The organism is Aurantibacter sp. UH7, assembly GCF_056839165.1.
Map to the genome: position 1 here is coordinate 1,467,099 of NZ_CM166388.1, position 15,150 is coordinate 1,482,248.

A 15,150-nucleotide genomic window follows, 5' to 3' on the forward strand; every position below is an offset into this window, starting at 1 on the left:
TTAGTATTTAGCCTAATAGACTATTTTGATATAGTTCTATTAGGCTAAATTGTTTCAAGTACTGAGAGAAAAGTGATAAATTTGTCCATTATCTTTATGCCATGATTGATACTATAAAAGAACATATTGCTGAGGTCGAAAAATTCAGAGCAGATTCAAAAGAAGCGGTTGAAGCCTTTCGTATAAAATACTTAGGTAAAAAAGGTTTATTAAACGATTTCTTTGCAGAATTTAAAAATGTGCCCGGCGCTCAGAAAAAAGAATTTGGGCAAACAATCAATCAGCTTAAGATGGCTGCTACCGAAAAGGTAAATGTTTTAAAGAATTCATTGGAAAAAAATACGGAGCAAAAAAGTATTTATGGGGATCTTACACGACCTGGTGAAGCAATTGAGATTGGTGCACGGCATCCAATTTCAATTGTAAAAAATCAAATTATTGATATTTTTTCGCGTATTGGTTTTAATGTTTCTGAAGGACCGGAAATAGAAGATGATTGGCACAACTTTACAGCATTAAATTTACCGGAGCATCATCCTGCAAGAGATATGCAAGACACTTTTTTCATTCAAACAAACCCTGATATTTTATTGCGCACGCATACCTCATCGGTACAGGTTCGTTATATGGAAAATAATAAACCTCCAATCCGCACTATTTCTCCTGGAAGAGTTTATAGAAATGAAGCCATCTCAGCTCGTTCGCACTGTTTCTTTCATCAAGTAGAAGGGTTATATATAGATAAAGATGTTTCCTTTGCAGATTTAAAACAAACGTTACAGTTTTTTACTACCGAGCTTTTCGGTAAATCTAAAATTCGTTTAAGACCTTCTTATTTTCCATTCACAGAGCCAAGTGCAGAAGTAGATGTGTATTGGGGTCTAGAGACAGAATCTGATTATAAAATTACTAAAGGTACAGGTTGGCTAGAAATTGGCGGTTGTGGTATGGTAGACCCCAATGTTCTTACTAATTGTGGAATTGATCCAGAAACCTATTCTGGCTTTGCATTCGGTGTGGGTATTGATCGTATAGCTATGCTCTTACACCAAATAACTGATATCCGTTTACTTAGTGAAAATGATGTACGTTTTCTAGAGCAATTTAAGGGAGCACTTTAAAGATACCTTAATGAAGAAAGACATAGAAATCCCCATTGTCAAAGAGGTATACATTGCCGTTGTTCATGAATGGAATGATGAATTTCTTTCTAAAGATTGGAATGCCTACATATTAAATAACCGTACCGACCCTATTGATATGGTTCTAATAGTATCCAAAGGATATGATGGTGATAAAAAAACTTCAACTATGCGGCATGCAATAGGTGAAATAGCCGCAAAATCATTTGAAAAAATTGAACTACTCCAAGAAGATGTACTTGCTCTGAATAATGAATTTTTTGTCACCTTCTATGCTAATAATAAATTGTTTGAAAAACGTTTTGTATTTGAACAAAACACCGTAAGCGAAAAAAATCTTATTGCCATTCCGCTTATTGAAAAAGATGGAATTTTTGCTAAATAAAACGTATCACAGCACTTTTTACTCCTAGTCTTTCGAGCTTATGTAGTGGCAACCAGTCAAATTATTATTTTTTTCCTAAGTTAATTCTAACTTAAAAACTATCTATAACACTCATTTATAAGTGTTTAAAATCCTAGCGAAAAAGCATTAATAAAATTTTAACTTGTTTTAAGAAAATTTAAGTTCTTTTGGTTTGTTTATTACCGAACTAACTGTACATTTGTATCTTCAAATTAAAAATTATGTCTAAAGAAGAGATAAAAAATAAATTAATAGAAGAACTTGGGGTTCATTTTGAATCGGAGTATGATTTACCACCATTAGCGGCCAGGATTTTTGCTAGTTTAGTTTTAACTGAGGAGGATGGACTTACTTTTGAGGATTGTCTTCATAATAGAGGCGCTAGTAAAAGTTCAATTTCTACATCGTTAAATTTATTATTACAAAGAGAGTTCGTAAAATATTTTACTAAATCGGGTGATCGTAGACGCTATTTTGTAATAGCAGATAAAAATACCTTTTTCATAAAAAAGCTTAATCGTTCATTAAAACATTTAGAAAGAGAAGGTAAAATACTTTTAAAAATTTCGGAGTATAACGAAAAGTTTCGACCTGAAAAACATGTTGAAAACACCAAGAAGAGAATGACTTATACAAAATGTATAACTGACATGACTTCAACACTGAAAACAACTATTGAAGAATTAAAGAAACAACAAAAATAATTTTTTTACCAGTTTGGTTCGTTTACAATCGAACTAACTGAATTAACAAAACCTTAACAAGGGTATCATAATTTTAAAGTAAAACAAACATCCATCTAATAATGAGAAATTTATCAATTATAGGAATATTAAGTACAGCTCTTCTTTTGAGTTCATGCTTTGCAACTACAGAAAAACCAGCACAAGGAGCTGTAGCTCCGCCTCCACCAAGCTTAAAAGTTGCTGAACTTAACAAACAAGATTTAACAGTATACAATGAATTTTCTACTACATTGGAAGGTAAGCAAAATGTTGAAATCTGGCCCAAAGTATCAGGTTTCGTACAACAAGTATATGTAGAAGAAGGTCAGAAAATAAAAAAAGGTCAATTACTTTTTAAACTAGAAACGCAGACCTTAAACCAAGATGCTAACGCCGCAAAAGCTTCGGTAAACGTGGCTCAAGTTGAAGTGGACAAATTAAAACCTCTGGTTGACAAAAACATTATTAGTAATGTTCAACTAGAAACTGCAAAAGCTCAACTAGAGCAAGCAAAAGCCAGTTATCAAAGTGTAGCATCGAACATCGGATACTCTCGTATTACCAGTCCGGTTGACGGCTATATAGGTGAAATACCTTTTAAAATAGGCGCTTTGGTTAGTTCAAATATGGAACAACCCTTAACTACTGTTTCAGATATTAGTGAAGTACGTGCATATTTTTCAATGAATGAAAAAGAGCTTTTAAAACTTAAGGAAAGCATGCCTAAAAATAGCAACAACACTATGGATGTAGCTAAGGCACCCCAGGTGACTTTAGTAATGATTAATGGAAAAGAGTATAGTGAACCAGGCAAACTTGCTATGGTAAACACCATTATTAATAGTACAACCGGTAGTGTAACAGCAAGAGCTGATTTTAATAATAAGAACAATTTGTTAAGCAGTGGCAGTACAGGGAAAATTAAAATTCCAACAGTTTATACTGGCGCCTATGAAATTCCACAAACTGCAACAGTTGATCTACAAGGGAAGAAACTAGTTTATATCGTAAAAGAAGATAGTACTGTTTCGACCATGCCTTTAGATATTATTACTACTACTCAAAAAGGTTTTATTGTAGAGAAAGGAATAGAAGAAGGAACTACTATAGTTCTAGAAGGTGTTTCCAAATTAAAAGACGGAATGACTATTAGTCCTGCGAAATAAGCATCCGCCAATTACCCTAACATATAAATAAAGAACGATGTTTCAAAAATTTATAGATCGTCCCGTACTATCTACGGTGATCTCTATCATAATAGTTATTCTAGGTATTTTAGGTTTAACTACCTTACCTATAGAAGAGTACCCTGAAATTGCGCCACCAACGGTTCAAGTAACAAGTACTTATACAGGTGCAAATGCAGAGACAGTACTTAAGAGTGTTGTTATTCCGTTAGAGGAGCAGATTAATGGTGTTGAAGACATGTTGTACATGACCTCTAACGCGAGTAATGACGGAGCTGCAACCATAAATGTCTTTTTTAAATTAGGTACAGACCCCGATATAGCAGCAGTAAATGTTCAGAACAGAGTTGCTAGAGCAAATAGTGTTCTACCACAAGCAGTAGTACAGACAGGGGTAATTACTCAAAAATCTCAGACAAGTGCATTACTATTTTTCTCTTTATTTTCAGATAACGATGATTATGATGCAACCTTTGTAGAAAACTATGCTCGAATTAACATTGTACCAAAATTACAACGTATTGAAGGTGTGGGTAACGTTACGGTTTTTGGGTCTAAAGACTATTCAATGCGTATCTGGTTAAACCCAGAGCAAATGGCTGCCTACAAGCTTATGCCTTCAGATATTCAAGCAGCATTGAACGAACAGAATCTGGAAGCTGCAACAGGTAAAATTGGTGAAAATGCCGATGGTGTTTACGAATATGTTTTAAAATACAAAGGCCGACTTTCAGAAGAAAAAGAATACGGTGATATAATTATCAAAGCTCAGGAGAATGGTCAGTTCTTAAGACTTAAAGATGTTGCAGAAGTAGAATTAGGTGCATTTAACTATGGCACCAAAAATGAAGGTATGGGTAAACCCGGTGCTGCTGTTGGTATTTTTCAAACCTCTGGGTCTAATGCAAATGCCATTATTGATGAAATACAAAATATACTTGATGATAGTCAAAAGGATTTTCCAAAAGGATTGGATTATGTAATTCCTTATAACACGAAAGATTTCCTAAGTGCTTCTATTGATCATGTTGTCCAAACATTGATTGAAGCATTTCTACTAGTATTCTTAGTGGTATTTCTTTTCTTACAAGATTTTAGATCTACATTAATCCCTGCAATTGCGGTTCCTGTAGCAATTATCGGTACGTTTTTCTTCCTCTCCCTATTTGGTTATTCGATTAACATGTTAACCCTATTTGCAATGATTCTCGCCATTGGTATTGTGGTCGATGATGCAATTGTTGTGGTAGAAGCTGTACATGCGAAAATGGAAGATGGAGCCACTAACGCAAAAAAAGCCACTAAATCTGCAATGTCTGAAATATCCGGCGCGATAATTTCCATCACATTGGTAATGTCTGCTGTATTTATTCCTGTGTCCTTTATTAGTGGGTCGTCTGGTGTGTTTTACAAACAGTTTGGTATAACTTTAGCAATTGCTATTCTTATCTCAGCGGTTAACGCATTAACCTTAAGTCCAGCTTTGGCTGCACTTTTATTGAAACCCCACAATCCATCCGACGAGCATAAAAAAGGAATTACAAAACGTTTCTTTTCTGCTTTCAACACAGGATTTGATGCAGTAACCGATAAGTATGTTGGCTCTGTAAAGTTCATTGCCAAAAGAAAATGGGTAACCTGGATTTCTCTTGCCGTGTTTGGTGTGATAGCTTACATGTTATTCCAATCTACTCCTACCGGATTTATTCCAAATGAGGATAAAGCAATTGTATTTGCAGATGTAACGATGCCTCCGGGAACTACGTTAGAACAGACTCAAAAAACTGTTAAAAAGTTAGATTCCATTTATCAATCTATGGATATCATTCAAGCTAGAATGAACATCACCGGCTTTAGTATATTAAATAGTGTTAACGGTGGTTCATATGCTTTTTCAGTAATTCGACTCAAAGATTGGGGCGAACGAAAAGGCGAAGGTGAATCTGTACAAGAGGTAGTAGGTAGTTTATTTGCTAAAACGGCCGGATTAAAAGATGCCAAAATATTTTTCTTTACGCCACCAAGTGTGCGCGGTTTTGGTAACTCAACAGGTTTTGAGATGAATTTACAAAGTAAAGATTCAGATGATTGGCAGTCTGTAAATAAATTTACTAATGAGTTTTTAGCTGCAATAAATGCACGACCAGAAGTACAATATGCTATTACAAATTTCAATGCTAATTTCCCTCAATATGAATTGGAAGTAGATATAGAGAAAACCAAAATGGCCGGTTTAGCAGTAACAGATGTTTTCAGCGCAATGCAGGGATATTATGGCGGTTTATATACCACTGACTTTAATAAGTTTGGTAAGCAATATCGCGTAATGATACAGGCGAAACCAGAAGATAGAGCGGACGAAAATTCGTTAAACCACATTTTCGTAAACAACGGTAATGGTGAATCCGTTGCTGTATCACAATTTGTATCGTTAAAGAAAATTTATGGTCCTGAGGTGGTAAGTAGATTTAACCTATTGAGTTCTGTAAAAATTAACGGAGCCATGAACCCTGGTTATTCCACGGGTGATGCTATTACAGCAATTGAAGAGGTAGCTGCAGAGGTACTACCTAACAATTACACTTATGAATACTCTGGTTTAACAAAAGAGGAAAATAGTGCGGGTAGCCAAACGATTATCATTTTTATATTGAGTTTGGTATTTGTGTACTTCTTATTAAGTGCTCAATATGAATCATATATTTTACCATTATCAATTTTACTTTCATTACCAGTTGGTATTGCAGGTGCTATTGGTTTTGTAAGTATGGCTGGTCTTGAGAATAATATATATTTCCAAATTGCATTAATCATGCTAATTGGTCTACTATCTAAAAATGCAATTCTTATTGTAGAATTCGCGTTGCAGCGTAGAAAACACGGCATGTCGATAATTGACTCTGCAATTGACGGTGCAAAAGCAAGGCTTAGACCTATTTTAATGACTTCATTCGCCTTTATTCTTGGGCTAATGCCATTGGCATTGTCTTCAGGTATTGGAGCTGTAGGAAATAAGTCTATTGGTATGAGTGCAGTTGGTGGAATGTTAATAGGCACCATATTCGGAGTATTTGTTATTCCAGCATTATACGTCATTTTTCAGACCATTCAGGAGCGTATTACTGGCGCTCCACAAATAACTATTGAAGAAACAAAGAACTAAAGAAATCATGCAAAAATTCGCAATAAATAAATTCTTTATAGTGGCTATACTTCCACTATTACTACAATCATGTTTTGTAGCCAAGAACTATACACGACCAGAAGTCGAAATCGAAAATTTATATCGAACAGACAATTTGCCGCAAGATAGTGTTTCGCTTGCATCAGTATCTTATAAAGATCTTTTTACAGATTCATATTTAAAAACCTATATCCAAAGAGGTCTAGACAACAACTTGGATATACGTATAGCGCTGCAAAATATTACTGCGGCTGAAGCTTATGTGAAACAAGGTAAGGCAGGTTATTTACCAACTCTAAACGGAGCAGCAAGTGCTACAAGAACAGCAAGAAATAGTGAAAACGGGCAATTCGGAAGCTTTTTTACACAACCTTTTAATCAATATGAAGCATCTGGAACACTTTCTTGGGAAGCTGATATTTGGGGGAAAATAAGAAGCACAAAACGTGCTAGTGATGCAAGTTACTTACAGACTGTAGCAGCACATAAAGCAGTAAAAACTGATTTAGTGGCCCAAATAGCAACTACATATTACCAATTGTTAGCCTTAGATAAGCAAATTAAGGTTACTGAGGAAACTATTGAAAACCGTTCGAAAAGTTTAGAAACTATTTCTGCTTTAAAAGAAGCTGGACAAGCGAATCAAGTAGGTGTAGATCAAACTGCGGCACAATTATACAGTGCACAAAGTCAATTATTAGATCTTAAAAATTCAGTTTATCAAACAGAAAACACATTAAGTATTCTTTTAGGGGAACAACCTAAAGCGTATGAACGTAATTCTTTAGAAGATCAAAATTTATCTGAAGCGATGCAACTTGGCGTGCCAGCATTATTATTACGCAATAGACCCGACATTATGCAAGCGGAATATGGAGTCGCAACTAGTTTTGAATTAACCAATGTTGCTAAAAGCAACTTTTACCCAGCTATAACGCTTTCTGCACAAGGCGGCTTTCAAAGTTTAGAACTTGATAATTGGATTGATTCAAAATCAATTTTTGCTAACCTTATTGGTGGTCTTACCCAGCCTATTTTTAATGGTCGCAAAATAAGAACTGCCTATGAAGTTGCACAAGCACAACAAGAACAGTCTATACTAAACTTTAAGAAGGCACTTTTAACTGCAGGTAAAGAAGTATCGGAAGCATTAAATGATTTTAACATTTCTGTAGAAAAAGAAGTTTTTGTCACAAAACAAGTAGTTGCTTTAAAAAGAGCTGAAGATAACTCTGAAGAGTTGCTAAATAGTGGTTATTTAACATATTTAGATCTTTTAACAGCCAGGGAAAACTCACTTAATGCTGAACTCAATTTAATAAGCAATAAGTTCACACAATTATCGGCAACGGTAGAATTATATCGTTCACTTGGTGGTGGTTGGCAATAAAGCAATTTCTATAAATGATTGATAAAGACAAATTCTTAATATTTGCGCTTTCTAAATTTACAAGGTTCGGAAGCAAACGATTTACATTAGACGATTTAGCTCATGAAATGGGTATTTCTAAGAAAACGATTTACGAGCATTTTGCAAGCAAAGAAGAAATAGTACAAGAAAGTCTTTATGCATTCATAAACAAGTTACGTAACGAATTTAATAAATGCATTGAGGAACAAAAATCTAATCCTATTTTAGCTATAATTAAGATTTATAGAATAGGATTAGATAGTTTTAAAACGTTTAGTCCTTCTTTCATTTTTGGCTTAAAGAAGTATTACCCGACAGTTTACGATATGCTAACTGATTTTAGAACTAAAGAGGTAAATGTTATATTAAATAATTTACTCCAAAGTGCAAAAGACAAAGGCCAAATTAGAAGTGAAGCAAATATTGAGCTTATCTGCGAATTGTATTTAAACAGATTGGAACTTATATTATTTTCTTCAAAAAACATTTATGAAACGTATTCTGTACAAGAACTTGTAGAACATATTATTGTTAATAATCTTCGTGGTATTGCAACCGCAAATTATTTAAAAAAAACCAACAATTTATTACAAGGAAATTAGTGTGTTTTCAGATTTTACCATTCTTTATAAGGGTTCCTACTCAATTGAGAATTGTAATACTTTATATTGCCTGTAACCTCTGCACCTAACCAGTCCGGTTTTTCAAAAGGTTCATTTTCATCCTTAAGTTCAATTTCTGCAACCACAAGTCCCTCATTTTCTCCATAAAACTCATCCACTTCAAAAATATGATTCCCAACAGTTACATTATATCTGGTTTTTTCTAAAATACCTTTCTCACATAAAAGCATAAGTTCCTGGGCTTCTAATACCCTTATTTTCTTTTCCCATTCATAACGAGATGTACCTGTTTCATTCGATATTCCCTTAATTGTCAGATATCCATTATCACCTTTAATTCTAACTCGCACCGTTCTTTCTGGATGCGTATTTAAAAAGCCCTGTGATATTTTTTCTTGCGTTGAAGCCTCATTTTTAAAATCAGATGATTTAACCAAGAATTTTCGTTCTATTTCTAGCATAGTTTGTTGTGGAAGTTGTTATAAATTTATAAAATGATTTCGGATTTACCTTTACGAAAAATCATTCATGTTGATATGGATGCTTTCTACGCTTCAGTGGAAGAATTAGACAACCCAGAACTAAAAGGAAAACCTGTTGCTGTAGGCGGAAGTGAAAAAAGAGGAGTAGTATCAGCAGCAAATTATGAAGCTCGTAAATTTGGAGTGCGAAGTGCTATGAGTGGCTATTTGGCAAAAAAGAATTGTCCACAAATAATATTTGTAAAACCTAGGTATAACCGTTACAAGGAAATTTCAAAACAAATACGCGCAATCTTTCATGATTACACAGATCTTGTTGAACCGCTGTCTTTAGATGAGGCCTATTTAGATGTTACTGTAAATAAAAAAGGGAATCCATCAGCTACGCTAATTGCAAAAGAAATTCGACTTCGCATTTTTAATGAATTAGGGTTAGCGGCGTCTGCAGGTATTTCTGTAAACAAATTTATTGCTAAAGTAGCCAGTGATTTTAATAAACCAAATGGACAAAAAACTGTAAACCCAGAAGAAGTACTAAAATTTCTTGAGGTATTAGATATCAGAAAATTTTATGGTGTGGGCAAAGTAACTGCACAGAAAATGTACAAATTAGGCATCTTTACAGGTAAAGATTTGAGAGCAAGGTCAATAGAATTTCTGGATGAACACTTTGGTAAAAGTGGCAAATACTATTATCATGTCGTGCGAGGAATTCATAACAGTGAAGTAAAACCACATCGCATTCCTAAATCAGTAGGTGCTGAGCGCACATTTAGTGAAAACCTAAGTAGCGAAATTTTTATGCTTGAACGCTTACAACAAATATCAGAAGAACTGGAGCGAAGATTGTTAAAGTCTAAAATTGCTGGCAAAACCATCACCTTAAAAATAAAATACAGTGATTTTACATTAAACACCCGAAGTAAGACTCTACCCTATTTTGTATCGAATAAGGAACTAATTTTGGAAACTGCAAAAGAATTACTATACCAAGAAGAGCTTCAAAATTCTGTGCGCCTATTAGGCATATCTTTAGCAAATCTGAACACTGCTAAAAAGAAAGTTGAATCGAAAGAAGATGCTGTTTCGGTTCAATTAAAATTTGAATTATAGTTTAAATGAAAAAGTGAACATTACATTGCTTTCATAGAAGCCATAGTCGCCGACCAAACAATAACTGATGAAAGAAAAATACCCAAAGTATTGGCCCAAAAAGCTTTTTGTCTTTCAATTTTGAAAAGATAAGTTGCAATACTTCCAGCATAAACTCCGGTACCTGGTAACGGAATCATTACAAATAAAACTAATCCGAAAAATCCGTATTTTTTAATTTTATCACCAGATCCTGTTTTCGCCCTTCTAGCAACGTATAATGCAGATTTCTTATAAAAGGTCCATCTTGTTAAATAGATGTTTATTCTTTCTAAAAAGAACATCATAATTGGAAAAACCATAACATTAGCAAAGAAGCACAGCACAAAAACCCAATATACATTAAGCCCCTTAAGCATCCCGTAAGGGATACCTACTTTTGCCTCGCCAAATGGCGACAAACTCCAAAGAATTGCTACTATGAAATCTATTATCAAAGCCTTATTTTTTAAGAATGCAAAATTAACGTTCTAATTGATCAAACCGTATATTTTTGTTCTTAAAAAAGAATTAAAAATAACAAAACCTTTAAGTGAAAATAAGCTGATTAAGAACCTTAATTGAAAACAATATCTTCAATAGAAATTTTTTCATCTTCCTTGAAATCATAAAGAGTCAATCTTCTAAGCGTATAATAATCAACCCAAAATTTTTCTAATGAATTCAGATAGTCAACAACCGCCTTGTCTTTTTCCGATTGAGCAATATTCAAATCGGTAATAGTAATTTTACCCAAAACATATCTCTTTTTAGTAATATCGTATCGTTTGAGAGCAATTTCTTGAGCTTTCTCAGAGGTTGCTAAAAAATCTCTTTGGCTCGACCAATTTAGCGTATGTAAGAATATTTCCTGCTCAAAAGCCTCTTTATCTTGTTCAATATCATTTTCCACCAAATCTAAATCTGCTTCTGCCATTTTTCTTCTCGATTTGGTAACACCCCAATCAAATATCGGCACTCCCAATGACAATGAAACATTTTGCTGTTGGTCATAATTCTGAAATAGTGTTGCATACTCTTCAGAACGTCTATTAAGTCCGAAATTAGCACTTAGATTTATTTGAAGACGATTGGTACCTTTAACTTCGGCTAATTGGCGCTCTGCTTCTAATCGTCTTCGTCTGAACGCGATAACTGACTTTCTGTTTGTCTGAGCTTCATCTAATGCTTTATCTAAGCTAACTACGAATTCTTCAAGCTTCTCTGGCACTTCCAATTCAATAGATTCTGTTTCAAGCTCTAGATATCGTGCTAAATCCTGAGATGTTTTCTTTAGTAAAATGGTATTTGAAGTAACGTTATTTTGCGATATTAAATGACTCAATTCTATTTGAAGCAATTCGTTTTCAGCAATCTTTCCTATTTTAAATCGGCCTTTAGTAATTTGTAGTAAAGTATCTTGATTTGATAAATTTTTCTTTGCTATATCTAAAGTAACCTGTGCTTTTAATAAACCAAAATAAAGCATACAAGTGGTTAAAGAAATATCTTCCATGTTCTCTATAATATTTCGCTTGGATTCTTCATAGCGCAGTGGTTCAATTTTACGTTGCCATTTATAAGGATTATAGAATAGTGAGTTTTGATAATAATTGATTGAAAATGGCACCAACGAATAATTTGTAGCCTCTTGTGTGCCAAAGCGATCAACACGATCAATACGACTATTTACTGAAAAAGCTCCTCCAGTGAAAGGCACTTTTTGTTCTAATATTAGTCTAGCATCAACTACCGATTGATTTTGATTTACAAAAATATCTTGCCCTTGATCATTGGTTATTTTAGTTATTGAATTTGAATATTCGGGTAATGTTGCTCTTAAGCTTAATTGAGGTAGAAAATCGGCTTGGTAATTTCGATATCTCCAATAACCAGACCGATACGTATTTACAGCTCTAACATATTCAGGAGATTTTTTCTGTGCTATTTTAATGGCCTCAATCAATTTTATTTTTTGAGACTGTCCGTAGCTAACAACATTAAAAATTAGGAAAAGGAAAAATACAAATCTTCTCATTTTGTTTTTTTTAATCAATTCTAAATAATGATTTGACTTTAAATATTATTCATGACGAATGGCTTCAATTGGATTTTTATTAGCAGCTGACTTGGCAGGTAAAACCCCAAAAATGAGTCCGATAAAAGTAGCAACGAAAAAGGAAAGTAAAATAGAGCTAACAGAAACAATCGTTTCAATATCCGTAGCGAGTTCTAAAACATAAGAGGCAGCTATCCCCAAAACACACCCAATAATACCACCGCTTAAACTTATTAAAATTGACTCCGATAAAAATTGTAATATAATATCTTGCTTAGTGGCACCAATTGCCTTCATGATACCAATTTCTTTGGTTCGTTCTAAAATGGAGGCCAACATAATATTCATTATTCCTATACCACCAATCAACAATGAAATTCCCGCAATTATGCTTAAGACAATATTAAATATCTGCTTTGTTTTTTGTTGCTGTTTCAATAAATTGATGGGAATTGTAATTTCAAAATCTAGCATTCCGTTGTGCTTTCTTTTGAGCATTTTACTAACCACCTCGGCAGTGGACTTTAATTCATTTGAGTTATTCACTTGAATCGTAAGTTTATCAATTTGGTGGTAATTGCCTCTTGGCAATCTCTTTTTTGGACCATTATCTCCACCACCAATTACAACCATGCCACCACTAAAATCTATAGGTACATCGCTAATAATTTTTCGATCCTTATAACGAACCAAAAATGTCTTTATTGGAATATAAATGTCTTGGTTTAAATCTCGAATTCCCAAATTTTCCTGAGCCGTTTCTGAAATTAATTTTTCTTCAATAATACCTATCACTTTAAGCCAAACATCTTTTACTTTAATATGTTTACCTATGGCACTTTCTCCAGTAAATAGCTTCTTCTCTACTTTCTCCCCGATAATACAAACTGGTAGTGCATTTATAGTTTGAATGTCGGTGAAACTTTCTCCTTGACCAATATGAACATTAGAAGTCTCAAAAAAAGAATTGGTAACCCCTATTAATCGAACCGAGCTTTGCCTTCCCTTATTAATCATATACGTTTCTAGTATAATCTCAGGGCTAAGCATTTTTACTGTTGGAATATTTTCTTCAATGCTAGTAACGTCTAATAAATCTAATCCTTTTGAAAATCGAATGGTTTCAGAAGCTGAACCTTCTTCTGCCTCAGATTCAGAATCATTTTCATCAGCTTCATCAGGTATCGGAGTTACAACAATATTATTTACTCCAACCAATTCTAATTGAGCTAAAATCTCTTGTTCAGCTCCTTTACCAATTGCCAACATTGTAATTACAGCGGCAACTCCAAATATGATACCCAAAGCAGTTAAAAAAGTGCGAACCTTATTGGCCCTTATTACACGAACGGCCTCTGAAAGATTAGAGGTTATAGTTTCTAAAAGAATTTTATTAGCCATGGGAGTTATCTTAACTGGGCTATACTTTTATCTTCTAGGCCTTCGGGTTTATTGAGATAAACAATATCTTTTTCTGTTAATCCCTTTTTCACGATGATGACATCTTCATTTGAATCACCTAGTTCAACTTGTTTTTTATCTACAGAAAAACCAGAATTCATATATACATAGCTAATAGAGTCTTTAGAAAAAACAGCTTCTAAAGGAATCATTAAAACGTCTTCTTCTTTTTGTATTAAAATTCGATTTGATGTTGTCATACCTGGTCGAATACTTGAATTCGATTCATTAAGCTTTATCAATACCTGAAAAAGTTTAATATCAGAACCCCTTTTATTTTCACCTACATTAGCAACACTAGTAACAACACCTTCCATGGTAATATCAGGGAAAGCATCGAAACCAACAGTTACTATTTGGTCTTTCCCAATTTTTCGTACATCAACTTCATTTGAATATGTTTTTGATTCCATTTTTGTCAAATCAGGAAGGGTAGCAATCGTAAGATCCCAAGCATTAATATCAGACCCAACTTTCTTTTTAGTGCCATTCCAATTCTTTGCATAAGTAACCATTCCGCTCGCATCTGAATGAATTGTAAATGAAGCCTGAAGAGCAATAAGATCATCCAATTTTGTTCTAATTTTAGATACCTCAGTGCCTACCTCAACCATTTTAGCAACGGCCTTTCTTTTTTTAATATAATAGTCCTCTTTTTTTTCTTTTAAATCACGTTCAGCCCTTTCTATTTTTATTTCCAATTGTCGAATGGTTACTGGCGATTCATAAATGGACTGTTTTAGCTCAAGCTTATCTTCTTCCATATTAAATTGAATATCTTTTATGGCTGTCCTTTCTTGCTTGAGTGTTAAGGTAGTATCCAATTGTTCTTGAAGATATTTTGATTCAGCACTTTCTAAACTTAAACGTGCATCAATAATTTGTTCATTTACCGGAGATGGATCAAGTCTGCCAACATAATCTCCTTCATTTACTAAAGTACCTTCAGGTATTAAATCCTGTATTTTTATATTATTCAATCTAAACTTTCGAAGATTGGCTGGGCCATCAATATTTTTAAGGCTAGTAGATTGTGCCTCTCCAGAAATTATCACTTCGTTTAAGAATTCTCCTTTTATTACTTCTGCGGTTATTGAAACATCTTCTTCTGAGTCAGAACTGAAAATAAAATAACCCAAGAGTAAGACCAATATAGGAATTCCTATATAGAGGAGTCGTTTTTTATTCATGGTTGTTTGGTTTTAAATCTCTTAAAACTAATTAATTAGTTACATCAAAAGCTACACTCGCTGTTATTTTTTTCTTAATATTTGAAGGAAAAATGATACATCGCAAATTTTATTATTGAAAAATCCCATCCAAACAACCTAAATAAGGA

General features: G+C 33.8%; 13 protein-coding genes. 8 read left to right on the top strand and 5 right to left on the bottom strand.

Going from position 1 to position 15,150, the window contains the following annotated elements; all coding sequences use genetic code 11:
* Positions 1 to 101: 101 nt before the first annotated feature.
* The 7 genes from pheS to UH7x_RS06365 all read left to right on the top strand — a co-directional run bounded on the left by pheS (position 102) and on the right by UH7x_RS06365 (position 8,657).
* Positions 102 to 1,121 (top strand): phenylalanine--tRNA ligase subunit alpha, encoded by a 1,020-nt coding sequence (gene pheS, locus UH7x_RS06335; RefSeq protein ID WP_482362877.1) that lies wholly within the window; start codon positions 102 to 104, stop codon positions 1,119 to 1,121.
* Positions 1,122 to 1,131: 10 nt separating this feature from the next.
* Positions 1,132 to 1,527, top strand: coding sequence for a hypothetical protein (locus UH7x_RS06340; RefSeq protein WP_482362878.1), 396 nt, complete (start codon positions 1,132 to 1,134; stop codon positions 1,525 to 1,527).
* A 242-nt stretch (positions 1,528 to 1,769) separates the two neighbouring features.
* Positions 1,770 to 2,252: a GbsR/MarR family transcriptional regulator gene (locus UH7x_RS06345; protein ID WP_482362879.1), complete on the top strand. Its 483-nt coding sequence runs from the start codon at positions 1,770 to 1,772 to the stop codon at positions 2,250 to 2,252.
* A gap of 101 nt (positions 2,253 to 2,353) precedes the next feature.
* Positions 2,354 to 3,439, top strand: a complete 1,086-nt coding sequence (locus UH7x_RS06350; protein WP_482362880.1) for an efflux RND transporter periplasmic adaptor subunit — start codon at positions 2,354 to 2,356, stop codon at positions 3,437 to 3,439.
* Between the two features lie 37 nt (positions 3,440 to 3,476).
* Complete coding sequence (locus UH7x_RS06355) at positions 3,477 to 6,623, top strand: efflux RND transporter permease subunit (protein ID WP_482362881.1); 3,147 nt, start codon at positions 3,477 to 3,479, stop codon at positions 6,621 to 6,623.
* A 7-nt stretch (positions 6,624 to 6,630) separates the two neighbouring features.
* Entirely contained in the window at positions 6,631 to 8,034 is a 1,404-nt protein-coding gene (locus UH7x_RS06360) for a TolC family protein (RefSeq protein ID WP_482362882.1), read from the top strand.
* Between the two features lie 14 nt (positions 8,035 to 8,048).
* Positions 8,049 to 8,657: a TetR/AcrR family transcriptional regulator gene (locus tag UH7x_RS06365; RefSeq protein ID WP_482362883.1), complete on the top strand. Its 609-nt coding sequence runs from the start codon at positions 8,049 to 8,051 to the stop codon at positions 8,655 to 8,657.
* Between the two features lie 14 nt (positions 8,658 to 8,671).
* Here UH7x_RS06365 and UH7x_RS06370 read toward each other — a convergent pair whose 3' ends face one another.
* Positions 8,672 to 9,139: a CYTH domain-containing protein gene (locus UH7x_RS06370; protein WP_482362884.1), complete on the bottom strand. Its 468-nt coding sequence runs from the start codon at positions 9,137 to 9,139 to the stop codon at positions 8,672 to 8,674.
* Positions 9,140 to 9,172: 33 nt separating this feature from the next.
* Here UH7x_RS06370 and dinB point away from each other — a divergent pair, with 33 nt between their 5' ends.
* Positions 9,173 to 10,273, top strand: a complete 1,101-nt coding sequence (gene dinB / locus UH7x_RS06375) for a DNA polymerase IV (RefSeq protein WP_482362885.1) — start codon at positions 9,173 to 9,175, stop codon at positions 10,271 to 10,273.
* Positions 10,274 to 10,293: 20 nt separating this feature from the next.
* On the opposite strand, the gene UH7x_RS06380 is transcribed toward dinB, so the two are convergent.
* The 4 genes from UH7x_RS06380 to UH7x_RS06395 all read right to left on the bottom strand — a co-directional run bounded on the left by UH7x_RS06380 (position 10,294) and on the right by UH7x_RS06395 (position 15,001).
* On the bottom strand, positions 10,294 to 10,749 hold the full coding sequence (locus tag UH7x_RS06380; RefSeq protein ID WP_482362886.1) for a COG2426 family protein: 456 nt from the start codon (positions 10,747 to 10,749) through the stop codon (positions 10,294 to 10,296).
* 119 nt (positions 10,750 to 10,868) lie between these two features.
* Positions 10,869 to 12,329 carry a TolC family protein gene (locus UH7x_RS06385; protein WP_482362887.1) on the bottom strand — a complete coding sequence of 487 codons (1,461 nt, stop codon included), beginning with the start codon at positions 12,327 to 12,329 and terminating at the stop codon, positions 10,869 to 10,871.
* A gap of 45 nt (positions 12,330 to 12,374) precedes the next feature.
* Positions 12,375 to 13,751 carry an ABC transporter permease gene (locus UH7x_RS06390; protein ID WP_482362888.1) on the bottom strand — a complete coding sequence of 459 codons (1,377 nt, stop codon included), beginning with the start codon at positions 13,749 to 13,751 and terminating at the stop codon, positions 12,375 to 12,377.
* Positions 13,752 to 13,756: 5 nt separating this feature from the next.
* On the bottom strand, positions 13,757 to 15,001 hold the full coding sequence (locus tag UH7x_RS06395) for an efflux RND transporter periplasmic adaptor subunit (RefSeq protein ID WP_482362889.1): 1,245 nt from the start codon (positions 14,999 to 15,001) through the stop codon (positions 13,757 to 13,759).
* Positions 15,002 to 15,150: the final 149 nt, after the last annotated feature.

What these genes read in the sequence shown, in the direction of transcription:
- UH7x_RS06345 (WP_482362879.1), top strand. Translation starts at nt 1,770, where the DNA reads ATGTCTAAAGAAGAGATAAAAAATAAATTAATAGAAGAACTTGGGGTT.
- UH7x_RS06355 (WP_482362881.1), top strand. Translation starts at nt 3,477, where the DNA reads ATGTTTCAAAAATTTATAGATCGTCCCGTACTATCTACGGTGATCTCT.
- UH7x_RS06350 (WP_482362880.1), top strand. Translation starts at nt 2,354, where the DNA reads ATGAGAAATTTATCAATTATAGGAATATTAAGTACAGCTCTTCTTTTG.
- pheS (WP_482362877.1), top strand. Translation starts at nt 102, where the DNA reads ATGATTGATACTATAAAAGAACATATTGCTGAGGTCGAAAAATTCAGA.
- UH7x_RS06390 (WP_482362888.1), bottom strand. Translation starts at nt 13,751, where the DNA reads ATGGCTAATAAAATTCTTTTAGAAACTATAACCTCTAATCTTTCAGAG.
- UH7x_RS06365 (WP_482362883.1), top strand. Translation starts at nt 8,049, where the DNA reads ATGATTGATAAAGACAAATTCTTAATATTTGCGCTTTCTAAATTTACA.
- UH7x_RS06340 (WP_482362878.1), top strand. Translation starts at nt 1,132, where the DNA reads ATGAAGAAAGACATAGAAATCCCCATTGTCAAAGAGGTATACATTGCC.
- dinB (WP_482362885.1), top strand. Translation starts at nt 9,173, where the DNA reads ATGATTTCGGATTTACCTTTACGAAAAATCATTCATGTTGATATGGAT.
- UH7x_RS06395 (WP_482362889.1), bottom strand. Translation starts at nt 15,001, where the DNA reads ATGAATAAAAAACGACTCCTCTATATAGGAATTCCTATATTGGTCTTA.
- UH7x_RS06385 (WP_482362887.1), bottom strand. Translation starts at nt 12,329, where the DNA reads ATGAGAAGATTTGTATTTTTCCTTTTCCTAATTTTTAATGTTGTTAGC.
- UH7x_RS06360 (WP_482362882.1), top strand. Translation starts at nt 6,631, where the DNA reads ATGCAAAAATTCGCAATAAATAAATTCTTTATAGTGGCTATACTTCCA.
- UH7x_RS06370 (WP_482362884.1), bottom strand. Translation starts at nt 9,139, where the DNA reads ATGCTAGAAATAGAACGAAAATTCTTGGTTAAATCATCTGATTTTAAA.